This is a genomic window from Pseudomonas sp. PDM16 (assembly GCF_014851865.1).
Classification (GTDB): Bacteria; Pseudomonadota; Gammaproteobacteria; order Pseudomonadales; family Pseudomonadaceae; genus Aquipseudomonas.
Map to the genome: position 1 here is coordinate 885,150 of NZ_JACVAM010000001.1, position 12,685 is coordinate 897,834.

Genomic DNA, 12,685 nt, shown 5'->3' on the forward strand with positions numbered 1-12,685 from the left:
TGCCGGCCTCCACGTTACAGGCTATGCATCAGCTTGCGCACGCCGGCGACATGGCGCCGGCTGACGGTCAGGGCGTCCGGGCCGAGGCCCTTGAGATAGAGCTGGAAATGCCCCAGTGGTGTGCGCTGCAGGCGCTCGATGCGCTCGCGAGCCACCAGGGCATTGCGGTGGATGCGCACGAAGCGATCACCGAACTCGTCCTCCAGCGCCTTCAGCGGCTCGTCCAGCAGCACCTCGCCACCTTCGTGGCGCAGGGTCACGTACTTGTGATCGGCGATGAAGAAGATCACCTGCTCCAGCGGAATCAGCTCGATGCCCTTGCGGGTGCGCGCGCTGATATGGCTGCGCGGGCCGGCGCCATTATCACCGCCGGAGGGGCGCGTAAGAGCGGCGAGCTGCACCCGGTTGGGCCGCTCGGCCTTCTTCAGCGCGGCAGCCAGAGCCTCCGGCCGAACCGGCTTGACCAGATAACCGACGGCGCTGACGTCGAAGGCCTCCAAGGCGAATTCATCATGCGCGGTGCAGAAGATCACCGCCGGCGGCGCCTCGCGCTCGCACAGCTTGGCCGCTACCTGCAGGCCATCGAGGCCGGGCATGCGGATATCCAGCAGGACCACGTCCGGCCGCAAGCTGTCGATCAGCGTCAGAGCCTCTTCACCATTGCTGGCCGAGGGCTCGAGGATACGGTAGCCATCGAGTTCACCGACCATGCGGGCCAGTCGCTCGCGGGCAAGGGGTTCGTCATCGACGATCAGCACATTCATATTGCTCGGGCTTCCTGCATGAGTCTCGAACAAGGATAGCGTAGACAGGTGAAGTGGCGCCCGTCACGGCGGTCCACGCTGAGACTCGCGCCGGGGCCGAAAAGTGCCGCCAGTCGCGCGTCGATATTCACCAGGGCCTGTTGGGTCCCGCGTGACGGTTGCTTTTCGTGGCCTTCCTGAAAGGGGTTGCTCACACAGAGCTGGAACACCCCGTCGCGGTAGTCCGCCTCGATCCGTACCAGCCCGCCCTCGATGCGCGGCTGGATGCCATAAATGAGGGCGTTCTCCAGCAGCGGCTGCAGGGTCAGCTGGGGGATCGGCAAGTCCGTCGGCACGTTTTCCACCTGCCAATCCAACTGTAGCCGTTCGCCGAGCCGATAGTGTTCGATCGACAGATATCGTTTGGCCAACTCCAGCTCATCGCCCCAGCTCACCAGGGTGCCAGGCTTGGCGAGGCTGGCGCGAAACAGGTCGGACAGGTCGAGCACCGCCTGCTCGGCCTTGTGCGGATCGATTGCTACCAGACTGGCGATGCTGTTCAGGCTGTTGAACAGGAAGTGCGGCCTGATGCGCGCCTGCAGTGATTCGATGCGTGCCTTGAGCTCGGCCTGTTGCTGGCGACGCCACTGACTCTGCAGATAGAAGTAGCGCAGTAGCAGCGCTGACATGATCAGTGCGATCAGTGCGTGGCGCAGATACAGATTGACCTCGCCGTCGCGCGGGAGTGGGCCGCCTAGCTCGAACTGGTCGGCCACCGCCGTACAGCCGAGCGTCAATGCAACCACCAGCACGCAGCACAGCCCGCCAGCCACTGCAGCCCGCAGCCGTGCCAGTAGTGGACGCAGGCTGCACAGCAGGGCGGCTGAGAGCAGCACGATCCACTGCACGAACAGCGAGGTCAGCGCCAGGCGCACCCAGTTGAAGCCTGGCTGCATGGGCTCGGACAACACCAATACCATGACCAGCAGCTCGGCCAGCAGCACCAGGCTGAGCAATGCCTCGGGCTCGCACAGCTCTGGCAGGAAGAAATCGTCATTCGGGGCGAGTCGACGCCCCTTGGTGAGCCTGGTGATTTTCATCCGCGCAGTTTCCTTGTGTGCGCCCTCGGGCGGCAAGCCAGAGCTCTCCAGCCGGGCCAAAACGGGGGCCCAAATGCCACCTTCCGCTGAAAACTGTGACGGGCGCGACAGATCGGCTCAGCGTCGGTTTTCCCGGCAAGGCTGTTATTATCGGCGCACTTCGTCCGTTTCGCAGGCGCCGTGCCTGCCTTGTCCGCGAGTTCTGCCATGAGCCTTGAGAAGACCAACCAGTCCTGGGGCGGCCGCTTCAGCGAGCCAGTCGACGCCTTCGTCGCCCGCTTCACCGCCTCCGTCGACTTCGACAAGCGCCTCTACCGTCATGACATCATGGGCTCCATTGCCCACGCCACCATGTTGTCCAAGGTCGGCGTGCTGACTGCGGACGAGCGGGACGCCATTGAGGCAGGCCTGAAGCAGATTCAGGCAGAGATCGAGGCCGGCAGCTTCGACTGGCGCGTCGATCTGGAAGACGTGCACATGAACATTGAGGCACGTCTGACCGACCGCATTGGCGTCACCGGCAAGAAGCTGCACACCGGCCGTAGCCGCAACGACCAGGTGGCCACCGACATCCGCCTGTGGCTGCGCGACGAGATCGACCTGATCATCAAAGAAATCACCCGCCTGCAGCAGGGCCTGCTCGGTCTGGCCGAGGCCGAAGCCGACACCATCATGCCCGGCTTCACCCACCTGCAGACCGCCCAGCCGGTGACCTTCGGCCATCACCTCCTGGCCTGGTTCGAAATGCTGTCGCGCGACTACGAACGTTTGATCGACTGCCGCAAGCGGGTCAACCGCATGCCGCTGGGCTCGGCCGCGCTGGCCGGCACCACCTACCCAATTGCCCGCGAGATCACTGCCGAGTTGCTCGGTTTCGACGCCGTTGGCGGCAACTCGCTGGACGGTGTGTCGGATCGCGATTTCGCCATCGAATTCTGCGCCACCGCCTCACTGGCGATGATGCACCTGTCGCGCTTCTCTGAAGAACTGGTGCTGTGGACCTCCGCGCAGTTCCAGTTCATCGACCTGCCCGACCGCTTCTGCACTGGCTCCTCGATCATGCCGCAGAAGAAGAATCCGGACGTGCCGGAGCTGGTGCGCGGCAAATCCGGCCGTGTGTTCGGCGCGCTGATGGGCCTGCTGACCCTGATGAAGGGCCAGCCGCTGGCCTACAACAAGGACAACCAGGAAGACAAAGAGCCGCTGTTCGACGCCGCCGACACCCTGCGCGACAGCCTGCGCGCCTTCGCCGACATGGTTCCGGCGATCAAGCCCAAGCGCGAGATCATGCGCGAGGCGGCCCGTCGTGGCTTCTCCACCGCCACTGACCTGGCCGACTACCTGGTGCGCAAGGGCCTGCCCTTCCGCGATTGCCACGAGATCGTCGGTCACGCGGTGAAGTACGGTGTGGACAGCGGCAAGGATCTGGCCGAGATGAGCCTCGACGAACTGCGCCAGTTCAGCTATCAGATCGGCGACGACGTATTCGCCGTGCTGACCCTGGAAGGCTCGGTCAACGCCCGCGACCATATCGGCGGCACCGCGCCGAATCAGGTGCGCGCCGCCGTGGTTCGCGGCAAGGAACTGCTGGCGACGCGCTGAGATGAGCGAGGTGGTGGCGCCGGGTCGGTGCATCTCGGTGGTTGGCTGCTCGGGCTCGGGCAAGACCACCCTGTCGCGCCAGTTGGCCCGGCTCCTGGGCTACCGCCATGTAGAGCTGGACGCCCTATACCACCAGCCCGACTGGCAGCCGCTGCCCACCGAGCAGTTCAAGCAGGCGGTCGGTGAGGCCCTAGAGGGCGAAGGCTGGGTAGTGGAAGGCAGCTATTCCGCGGTGCGCCCGCAGGTGTTGGAGAAAGCGGACATGGTGATCTGGCTGGATCTGCCGCGAGCGGCGGTGATGCGCCAGCTGATACCGCGCACGCTCAAGCGCCTGGTGCTGCGCCAGACCTTATGGAACGGCAACCGCGAGCGCTGGGCCAACCTGTTCAGCCTCACCCCCGAACAGTCCATCCTGGCCTGGGCCTGGACCCGCCACCCGATCTATCGGCAGCGCTACGACGAGGAAATGCGCACGTCACCGCAGTCCCGGCGCTACGTACGGCTGGATTCTCGCCGGGCCGTCGAGCGCTTCCTGGCGAGCCTGCCGAGCCGTTAGCGCCACCTACATCCATCTTCGGGAGACCCCGCATGCCCCTGCACATCCGTCCTGCCACCGCCGATGATTCCGCACTGATCCTGCGCCTCATCACTGACCTGGCCATCTACGAGAAGGCCGAGCACGAGGTGAAGACCGATGTCGCCGGCCTGCGCGATAGCCTGTTTGGTGCCGACAGCAGCAGCCACGCGCTGATCTGCGAGCAGGACGGCGTGCCTATCGGCTACGCCGTGTACTTCTTCAACTACTCCACCTGGCTGGGTAAGCACGGCCTGTACCTGGAAGACCTCTACGTCAGCCCTGAGGCCCGTGGCTGTGGTGCAGGCAAGGCGCTGCTGCAACACCTGGCGCGTATCGCCGTGCAGCGCGGCTGCGGCCGTTTCGAGTGGTCGGTACTGGACTGGAATACGCCTGCCATCGACTTCTACCAGTCCTTCGGCGCCCGCCCGCAGGACGAGTGGACTACCTATCGTCTGGCCGGTCAGGCGCTTATCGACTTCGCAGCAGACTAAAGCCATCCGGCGCCAGGCGCTTGGGTGGGGGAGTGGGGCTCACGTATGTTGGCTACGACACTCGGTTGTAGTCAGGTTGCCCGCCGTGCGCTCGCTATTCACTTCCCTCGTCCTGCTTTACCCGGGCCTCGCCTCGGCTGCCCCTCTGGCCATTCCCGCAGACGCCAGCTGGCATCTGCAACTCAATGGCGCGCTGCAGACGCCTGATCGCCAGGTCTACGACATCGACTTGTACGATACATCGACGCAGACCATCTCCAATCTCAAGACGCAAGGTCGCATCGTCATCTGTTATTTCAGCGCCGGAACCTGGGAAGACTGGCGCAGCGACGCCAAGCTCTATCCCAAGGCGGCCATCGGCAGGCCTCTGCCGGATTGGCCTGGCGAGCGCTGGCTGGACTACCGTCGCAGCGAGGTGCGCATGCTGCTGGCCAAGCGCCTGGACCTGGCGCGTAGCAAAGGCTGCAGCGGTGTCGACCCAGATAACGTGGATGGCTATGCCAACGATAACGGCCTCGGGCTGACCAAGGCGCAGCAGATCAACTTCAACCGCTGGCTGGCTGACGAGGCGCATAAGCGCAACCTCAGCGTCGGCCTGAAGAATGCCGTCGAGCTGCTGCCACAGCTGGTCGGACATGTCGACTTCGCGGTCAACGAGAGCTGCTATCGGTACGAGGAGTGCAGCGGGTACGCGGCCATGCGCCAGGAGGGCACGCCGATCTTCATCGCCGAGTATCGAGCCTACAACGCCAAGCTGTGCACCAGCGCCAAGGCTTCAGGATTTCGCCTGCAGTTCTTCAACCTGGACCTGACGGGAACCGGCAAGCCCTGTCCCTGAGCCTCAGGCCTTGCTCTTGAGGAAGGTCATGAAACCGGCCATGCCAGCCTCCTTCTGTGTGGCGATCATCTGCACGTGCGGGTTCTGTCGCAGCCGTTCGAGCAGTTCACGGGCGGCGGGGAAGTCTTCCAGCAGGTCGAGACCGAACACCTTCTGCGCTACCACTTCGGCCAAGTCGATGCTGTAGAGGAAATAAAGGTCGGCCAGGCTGAACTGCTCGCCTGCCACGTAGGGTGTGAAGCGACCGTGGCGCTTGAGTGTGGCGACACCGGCCAGCAGTTCACTGCGCGCCTTGTCCTTGATCGCGACGTCCACCGGATTGCGGAAGAATGCTTCCGGGTAGCAGCTACGCGCGGGCAGCTCGATGTACAGCTCGATTTCCTTGACCAGCGCGCGTACTTGCGCGCGGGCGAACGGCTCGGCAGGCAGCAGCGGCCGCCCCTCGCCGAGGTCCTCCAGATAGTCGAGGATGGCGCTGGTCTCGCTGATGTAGCCATGCTCGGTCTGCAGTACCGGCACCTTGCCGCGAGGGCTGATGGCGAGGAAGGCTTCGTCCTGGCAGCCGTAGACTGTAGCGGTGTCGAAGGCCAGTCCCTTCTCCAGCAGGGCCAGATGCACCATGTTGTAGTAGTTGCTGACGGCAAAGCCATGAAGTCTGAGCATGAGTTCGTACCAGGCTGGGAAATATCCCTTATAGCCCTCCCGGCTGTGGGGTGGTGCTCCATCAGACGGCTGAATGGCACGACCACCGCATGGCCGTGGCACACTGCAGGCCTTTAATCGAGGAGTTGCCATGAGCGAGCACGACGACAACGATGAAGAGGCCTTCGCTGAAGAGACTCTGGTCCGGGCCATCGAGAATCAGCTGGAGGCGGATAGCCCGCCAGCTGCCAAGGCCGTCTACAACAAACTGACTCTGGTGGGCTACGAGCGCGAGGAAATACTCGAGCTGATGGCTCTGGTGCTGGCCTATGAGATCGACGCCATGCTACGCGATGATCGGCCTTTCGACGGTGCCTGGTACGAGCAGGCGCTGCGTGCGTTACCGACCCTGCCGGGAGAAGAATGACCTGCCTTTGACCAAGGTCTATTCCGCTGCTGCCGGGTGGGCTGTTAAGTTGGCCGCACTCGCTCCGACGGAGGCACCTTGGACGTACGCGCACGCAGTCTGTCGCTGACCATCTGCCTGTTGGCCACTTGCTGGTTGCTGGCTCCGCTGGTCCAGGCCGACACCGTCTATGGCATCGGCGCCGAGAACGACTGGTACCCATTCACCGCCTATAGGGATGGCAAGGTGGAGGGGCTGTCGGTCGACATCGTCCGAGCTGCCTTCGCAGCCAGCGATACCCGCATCGAGCTGCTGCCCTATCCCTATTCACGTTGCATGGAGCTGACCCGCACGGGCCAGCTCGCCGGCTGTTTCAATACCTCGCCCGATGCCCGCATTGCCGCCGCGTTCAAACTGCCCAAGGAGGCTCTGTTCAGTGACGACATTCTGCTATGGGCCCGTAGCGACCAGGCAAAGACCGTTGACTCTCTCGATGCTCTGGCCGGCCGTCGGGTGGCGGTGACCATCGGCTACGAATACGGCAGCCGCTTCGACGGCGATCCGCGCCCCGTGCGTGTGCCGGTACGGCGTGATCTCAACGGTTTCCTCATGCTCCAGCGCGGCCGGGTCGACTACACCGTGGCTTTTCGTGCCACCGCCCAGGCGTTGTTCCATGAGCGCCCCGAGCTGCAAGGCCATTTCACCCCCGTGGCCACCATTCACCAGCCGCAGCTGTACCTGAGCTTCTCCCGCTACCACCCGCAGTCCGACCTGCTGTTGCAACGCTTCGATGAGGGTATGCGCAAGATCAGGGCGGATGGCAGCTACCAGCGTATTCTCGATCACTGGCGGCACGTGGAGGTAACGAATTGAGCTCCGACCGCTACACTCGACAGCATCCATCCCAACAAGAAGACGGAATAGACATGGCCTACACACCGGAACTGATTGCCGAGCTGGAAATCCTCGCCCTGTACAACCTGGACAACCATCAGGAGGGCCTCAAGGTGCACAACAACGCTTCCAGTCGTGCCCAGCATGCCATCACCCGCCTGCACGAGAAGGGCCTGGTGACCCAGGCCGACGGCGGCTACCTGACCAGCCTGGGACTGGACGCCGCCGAGCATGCCCAGGCGCTATTGACCATCCTCTGCCCGCAACCCGCTTGACCCCACCTCGGGCGCGACCGGTCCTGACCGCGCCCTACAGCCATGGCTGGAAGCCGCCGATACAGTGAGCAGGAATGACTGCCAGCCGCCCCTCGGCGCTGGTAGTCTTGCTGCCACCATCGCTGCGAGCAGTAAATGACGCGCACCCACGAAATCCGCCCGGATATCAACGACGGCATTGATCGCAAGGTCATGGCGCAGTTGCGCGCGCGCTTCCTGAAAATCAACGGCGGTCGTCTTGGGCGAGCCATGCAGGCGCTGTCGACGCGCCAGCAACTGGTACTCAAGCTGTTGCCGCTGTTGTTCCACGTGAACCACCCGCTGCTGCCGGGCTATGTCTCGACCAGTACACCGGCGGGGCTCTCCGGCTTCGAGCCGGACGATGACCTTCTCGCCGAGGCTCAGCGTCTGACCCGCTCGTTCACCTATAAGACCCGTCGGGGTGTGGCGGGCGGCAAGGCGCCCACGCCGATTCACGGCCTGTTCCTGATGGGCAGCCTTGGCACCGTGGCCCAGGCCGAGCAGAGCGATATGGACCTGTGGGTGTGCCACGACCCGGCGCTGGATGCGCGCACCCTGGCCGAGCTGCGCCGCAAGTGCGATCAACTGGAAGGCTGGGCCGCTACCCAGGGCGCCGAGGTGCACTGTTTCCTGATCGACCCGGCGCGCTTCACCGAGGGGGATCGCGAGGCGCAGCTGACCTCCGACGATTGCGGCACCACCCAGCATTACCTGCTGCTTGACGAGTTCTACCGCACCGCCATCTGGCTAGGCGGGCGCACACCGTTGTGGTGGCTGGTGCCTGTGTACGAAGAGGCCAACTACCGTGCTTATACCCACGCGCTCTTGAGCAAGCGTTTCATTCGTGCCGAGGAGGTTCTCGACCTAGGCCACCTGGCTCGTATTCCGCCAGGTGAGTTCATCGGTGCCGGCATGTGGCAGCTGTTCAAGGGTATCGACTCGCCCTACAAGTCCGTACTCAAGCTGCTGCTCACCGAGGTCTATGCGAGCGAGCATCCACGGGTGGAGTGCCTGAGCCTGCGCTTCAAGCAGGCGGTGTATGCCAACCGGCTGGACCTGGATGAGCTCGACCCATATATCGTGGTGTACCGCCGCCTGGAGGAATACCTCACCGCCCGTGGCGAACTGGAGCGTCTGGAGCTGATCCGGCGTTGCCTCTACCTCAAGGTCGGCAAGAAGCTTAGCGTTCCGCCACGGCAGCGTGCCAAGAGCTGGCAGCGGCTGCTGTTCGAACGCCTCACTGGTGAATGGCATTGGAGTCAGCGAGAGCTGGCCATGCTCGATAGCCGCAGCCAGTGGAAAGTGCGCCAGGTCAGCGCGGAGAGGCGCGCGCTGGTCAACGAGCTGACCTACAGCTACCGCTTCCTGTCGCAGTTCGCCCGCAACGAGCAGGCCGCCAGTCCGCTCAACAATCGTGACCTTGGCGTACTTGGTCGCCGCCTGTACGCCGCGTTCGAGCGCAAGGCCGGCAAGATCGAGTTCATCAACCCGGGCATCGCCCCGGACCTGGCCGAGGATACCCTTACCCTGGTGCAGACACCTGCGCCGGAGGCGCAAGGGGAAAGCCTCTGGGCCCTCTATCATGGCAGCCTGAACAATCAGGAGTGGCCGGATTTCGCACCGCTCAAGCGGAGTCGCCATCTCATCGACCTGCTTGCCTGGTGCCACCGCAACGGAGTGATCGACCCCAGCACCCGTCTGTCACTGCATCCGGGAACCAGCGACCTGACCGAGTTCGAGCTGTCCAGCCTGCTCACCAGTCTGCAGCAGAGCATTCCGTTGCCATTGCCTCCGGTAGGTGAGGAGTCGCTCCTGCAAGCCTCTGAGCCGGCCCAGGTGCTGTTGCTGGTGAATGTGGGAATGGATCCGCTGAAAGCCCACAGCCAGCTCAATGTGCATCTGACTACAGGCCGTACCGACTCGCTGGGATACGCCGGTGTACGCGAGAACCTGGTATTGACCCTGGACCAGGTTAGCCTGAACAGCTGGAACGAGCTGATGGTCAGCCGTTACGACGGTCCTCATGCGCTGCTCGAATGCCTGCGGGATTACCTCAATGCATTGCCCTCGGGCGAGCGTCGGCCGGAGTTCAAGGTGCGCTGCTTCTGCCGCAACCGAGCCCAGGCCATCGCTCAGAGGGTGGAGGAATTGTTCCGCGATGCCCAGGCCAGCCTTGGCGAAGAAGGTAGTAGTCGCTACCTGCTGCAGGTTCAGCAGCAGTATCACGTGCTGGAGCTGCTGCCCGGTCAGGTCAGCCATGCTGCTTTGAGCGATCTGCCCGGTTTGGTCGAGCATCTGGGGGAGGAGCAGTCCGCCTATAGCCCTCTGCATCTGGATCGCCATGCTCTGGAAGGGGAGGATCTGGCTCTTATCCTGCCCATGGGGCGCCCGCAGTGCATTCAGGTGTTCTACAGGGTCGATGGCGCCCTGGCCGAACTCTCGGTGCTGGACGAATACAACGCATTGTGGCGCCAGCGCCTGCCATTTCGTGACGAGCAGAGCCTGCTGACCCCGTTGCAACGTTTCCTGCAGTCGGTGCTGTATCGGCGCAATGCCTTGTTGCCTCTGGACAGCCCCCTGCCGCCGGCTGCGCTGGAGGTGCTGTATTACGAGGTGCTGCCGGCGCCGCCTCATCGTGCTCGCAATCTGGAGCGCCGAGCGCCGCCCCAGGCACCGGTGAGCCACTCCTTTTACGATGTACAGGCCATCGTCGAGCCGGCCGAACACGGGCAGGTTCATGTCACCCTGTACTGCAATCACCGCGAATTCTCGGAGCTGGAGTTCGGGGCCGACCTGTTTGGTGCGGTTGCCCGACATATCCTGGCTCAGCGCCGGGGGGCGGAGCGCTATCCGTGCTACATCACCGATCTCGACCTGTCTCGCATCGTCGGTGACGGCCATGCGCAGACCATCCATTACCTGCGCTACAAGGCTGAGCTGGAAGGGGCTTTGAACAGAGCTTTGCAGAGCGCCTGAGCATGAAGCCATGCCCTCTCAGGGAGAACATGGCTGCGGCGGTTACTGCGGCTGTGGCTGGGCCAGCTCCAGCACGCGGTCGACCAGCTTGTTGATGCCGGCGGCGGCCTGGGCGATGGACTCGGCCAGCATGTAGGCGGGGGTGCTGACCAGCTTGCGCTCGGGGTCTTCGACTATATCTTCCACCACGCACTCGGCGTGGCGCCCGCCCATGGCGGTCAGGCCCTCCACGGCCGGATCGTCTTCCGCGCCAAGGGTGCAGACTACGCCTTCACCATAGATCTTCGCGGCGAGGGCCGGGGCAATGCAGATCAGGCCGACCGGTTTGCCGGCCTGAGCAAAGGCCTGGGCCGCAGCAAGTACGTCCGGCTGCACGCTGCAACTGGCACCCTCCACGGCGAAGTTGGAGAGGTTCTTGGCCACGCCAAAGCCACCCGGCAGGATCAGGGCATCGAATTGCTCGGCCTTCAGCTCGCGGACATCCATCACATCGCCACGGGCGATGCGTGCCGCCTCGGTGAGCACGTTGCGGGTCTCCGGCATTTCCTCGCCAGTAAGGTGGTTGATCACATGCATCTGCGCAACGTTGGGGGCGAAGCACTGGACCTGGGCGCCACGCTGATCCAGGCGCAGCAGGGTGATCACGCTTTCGTGGATTTCCGCGCCGTCATAGACGCCACAGCCGGAAAGGATGACCGCGACTCGTTTATGCATGCTGTTCTCCAAAGGACAACCAAATAAGACGATGCTTCAGTTTCGCCGATACCTCGTACGAGCGTCGAGTGACGGCATGTCGTCAAATGCCACATTCGCTGGCATTTGCCGTCGCGAGTGCCAGGGCGCGTGGGTCTAGGATCAGCTTAGGTCAACTGTGCCGTGCCCAACCATGAACCTGATCCTGCTCGCCGTACCCTTCTTCTTCCTGCTCATCGCCGCTGAGCTGATCGCCGATCGTCTGCGCGGTATCAGCACCTATCGCCTGGCCGACTCGCTGAATAGTCTCAGCGCCGGCGTTCTGTCCCAGGCCAGCGGCCTGTTGAGCAAGGCTATCGCCGTGCTCGGTTATGCCTTCGCCTATGAACACCTGCACCTGACAGAGCTGCCCAACGAGCCCTGGGTCTGGGTGCTGGCGTTCGTGTTCTATGACTTCTGTTACTACTGGAACCACCGCTTCGGCCATGAACGCAACGTATTCTGGGCATCCCACGTGGTGCATCACCAGAGCGAGGACTACAACCTCTCCACCGCGTTGCGACAGACTAGTACGGGCTTCCTGCTGAGCTGGATCTTCTTCCTGCCGATGGCAGTGGCCGGTGTGCCACCGCTGGTGTTCGTCACCGTCGGCGCACTCAACCTGCTTTATCAGTTCTGGGTGCATACCCGCCACGTGCCCAAGCTGGGCTGGTTCGAGTGGTTCTTCATCACCCCCTCCAACCACCGCGTCCATCATGCGCAGAACGCTATCTACATGGACCGTAACTACGGTGGCGTGTTCATCCTTTGGGATCGCCTGTTCGGCACCTTTCAGGAGGAGCTGGACGAACATCCGGTAGTGTTCGGCGTGACCGTGCCGCTGCGCAGCTGGAACCCGCTGTGGGCCAACCTGCAGTTCTACGTGCAGCTGTGGCGCGACGCCGCTCGTGCCGGATCTTGGTGGGACAAGCTGCGCATCTGGTTTATGCCTACTGGCTGGCGCCCGGCCGACGTGGCGGCACGCTATCCGATGGAGAAACCGGACCTGGCCGAGTTTCGCAAGTTCGAGGTGCCGCTGGCGCGTGGGCAGAAGCTGTATGCCGGACTGCAGTTCGCCACCTATGTGCTGGGCACCAGTGGCCTGCTGGCTATAGCGGCGCAGCAGAGCATCGGTGTGCTGGCTGGTGCCTGGCTGTGGGTGGCTTTCGGGCTGTACTGCGTCGGCGTCTGGCTGGAGAACCGGCCATTCGCTCGTTCGCTGGAGGCGCTGCGTCTGGGGCTCAACTTGCCGGCTCTGGTCTGGGCCCAGCAAGTGGGCCTGATCGACGCTGGCAGCCTGCCCTGGGTGATACTGACGGTTTGGAGTCTGTTCAGCCTTGTCTGGCTGTTCTGGCCACGGAGGATGCACGTGCAGCCGGCCTGATCGC

At 63.5% G+C, this 12,685-nt stretch carries 13 protein-coding genes; 9 read left to right on the top strand and 4 right to left on the bottom strand.

Going from position 1 to position 12,685, the window contains the following annotated elements:
* Positions 1–14: 14 nt before the first annotated feature.
* Together IB234_RS04105 and IB234_RS04110 are read right to left on the bottom strand one after the other, a co-directional pair.
* A complete protein-coding gene (locus IB234_RS04105) occupies positions 15–764 on the bottom strand; it encodes a LytR/AlgR family response regulator transcription factor (protein WP_192314256.1) in 750 nt (249 codons plus the stop codon).
* Positions 761–1,843, bottom strand: coding sequence for a sensor histidine kinase (locus IB234_RS04110; protein WP_192314258.1), 1,083 nt, complete (start codon positions 1,841–1,843; stop codon positions 761–763). Before IB234_RS04110 ends, IB234_RS04105 begins: the two co-directional genes overlap by 4 nt.
* A gap of 207 nt (positions 1,844–2,050) precedes the next feature.
* On the opposite strand from IB234_RS04110, the gene argH reads away from it, so the two are divergent.
* From argH to IB234_RS04130, 4 genes are all read left to right on the top strand, one after another.
* A complete protein-coding gene (argH, locus tag IB234_RS04115) occupies positions 2,051–3,445 on the top strand; it encodes an argininosuccinate lyase (RefSeq protein WP_192314260.1) in 1,395 nt (464 codons plus the stop codon).
* Position 3,446: 1 nt separating this feature from the next.
* Positions 3,447–4,001, top strand: coding sequence for an AAA family ATPase (locus IB234_RS04120; protein WP_225580230.1), 555 nt, complete (start codon positions 3,447–3,449; stop codon positions 3,999–4,001).
* A gap of 32 nt (positions 4,002–4,033) precedes the next feature.
* Entirely contained in the window at positions 4,034–4,513 is a 480-nt protein-coding gene (locus IB234_RS04125) for a GNAT family N-acetyltransferase (protein WP_192314262.1), read from the top strand.
* An 85-nt stretch (positions 4,514–4,598) separates the two neighbouring features.
* Positions 4,599–5,351 (top strand): endo alpha-1,4 polygalactosaminidase, encoded by a 753-nt coding sequence (locus IB234_RS04130; protein WP_318651970.1) that lies wholly within the window; start codon positions 4,599–4,601, stop codon positions 5,349–5,351.
* 3 nt (positions 5,352–5,354) lie between these two features.
* Here the strand turns inward: IB234_RS04130 and IB234_RS04135 are convergent, their stop codons facing one another.
* Entirely contained in the window at positions 5,355–6,014 is a 660-nt protein-coding gene (locus IB234_RS04135; protein ID WP_192314264.1) for a glutathione S-transferase family protein, read from the bottom strand.
* 130 nt (positions 6,015–6,144) lie between these two features.
* Here IB234_RS04135 and IB234_RS04140 point away from each other — a divergent pair, with 130 nt between their 5' ends.
* The 4 genes from IB234_RS04140 (at position 6,145) to IB234_RS04155 (ending at position 10,565) form a co-directional block, all read left to right on the top strand.
* Positions 6,145–6,420 (top strand): hypothetical protein, encoded by a 276-nt coding sequence (locus IB234_RS04140; protein ID WP_192314267.1) that lies wholly within the window; start codon positions 6,145–6,147, stop codon positions 6,418–6,420.
* Positions 6,421–6,498: 78 nt separating this feature from the next.
* Positions 6,499–7,272 (top strand): substrate-binding periplasmic protein, encoded by a 774-nt coding sequence (locus IB234_RS04145; protein WP_412547894.1) that lies wholly within the window; start codon positions 6,499–6,501, stop codon positions 7,270–7,272.
* A gap of 53 nt (positions 7,273–7,325) precedes the next feature.
* Entirely contained in the window at positions 7,326–7,568 is a 243-nt protein-coding gene (locus IB234_RS04150; protein ID WP_192314270.1) for a TIGR02647 family protein, read from the top strand.
* A gap of 135 nt (positions 7,569–7,703) precedes the next feature.
* Positions 7,704–10,565 (top strand): class I adenylate cyclase, encoded by a 2,862-nt coding sequence (locus IB234_RS04155; protein ID WP_192314273.1) that lies wholly within the window; start codon positions 7,704–7,706, stop codon positions 10,563–10,565.
* A 42-nt stretch (positions 10,566–10,607) separates the two neighbouring features.
* Here IB234_RS04155 and elbB read toward each other — a convergent pair whose 3' ends face one another.
* Positions 10,608–11,279, bottom strand: coding sequence for an isoprenoid biosynthesis glyoxalase ElbB (gene elbB, locus IB234_RS04160; RefSeq protein WP_192314276.1), 672 nt, complete (start codon positions 11,277–11,279; stop codon positions 10,608–10,610).
* Between the two features lie 172 nt (positions 11,280–11,451).
* Here elbB and IB234_RS04165 point away from each other — a divergent pair, with 172 nt between their 5' ends.
* Entirely contained in the window at positions 11,452–12,681 is a 1,230-nt protein-coding gene (locus IB234_RS04165; RefSeq protein ID WP_192314279.1) for a sterol desaturase family protein, read from the top strand.
* The last annotated feature ends 4 nt before the right edge of the window (positions 12,682–12,685 follow it).

Excerpts from the sequence above, each read along its gene's own strand:
- IB234_RS04105 (WP_192314256.1), bottom strand. The coding sequence starts at position 764 with ATGAATGTGCTGATCGTCGATGACGAACCCCTTGCCCGCGAGCGACTG.
- IB234_RS04135 (WP_192314264.1), bottom strand. The coding sequence starts at position 6,014 with ATGCTCAGACTTCATGGCTTTGCCGTCAGCAACTACTACAACATGGTG.
- argH (WP_192314260.1), top strand. The coding sequence starts at position 2,051 with ATGAGCCTTGAGAAGACCAACCAGTCCTGGGGCGGCCGCTTCAGCGAG.
- elbB (WP_192314276.1), bottom strand. The coding sequence starts at position 11,279 with ATGCATAAACGAGTCGCGGTCATCCTTTCCGGCTGTGGCGTCTATGAC.
- IB234_RS04165 (WP_192314279.1), top strand. The coding sequence starts at position 11,452 with ATGAACCTGATCCTGCTCGCCGTACCCTTCTTCTTCCTGCTCATCGCC.
- IB234_RS04150 (WP_192314270.1), top strand. The coding sequence starts at position 7,326 with ATGGCCTACACACCGGAACTGATTGCCGAGCTGGAAATCCTCGCCCTG.
- IB234_RS04155 (WP_192314273.1), top strand. The coding sequence starts at position 7,704 with ATGACGCGCACCCACGAAATCCGCCCGGATATCAACGACGGCATTGAT.
- IB234_RS04125 (WP_192314262.1), top strand. The coding sequence starts at position 4,034 with ATGCCCCTGCACATCCGTCCTGCCACCGCCGATGATTCCGCACTGATC.
- IB234_RS04140 (WP_192314267.1), top strand. The coding sequence starts at position 6,145 with ATGAGCGAGCACGACGACAACGATGAAGAGGCCTTCGCTGAAGAGACT.
- IB234_RS04110 (WP_192314258.1), bottom strand. The coding sequence starts at position 1,843 with ATGAAAATCACCAGGCTCACCAAGGGGCGTCGACTCGCCCCGAATGAC.
- IB234_RS04120 (WP_225580230.1), top strand. The coding sequence starts at position 3,447 with ATGAGCGAGGTGGTGGCGCCGGGTCGGTGCATCTCGGTGGTTGGCTGC.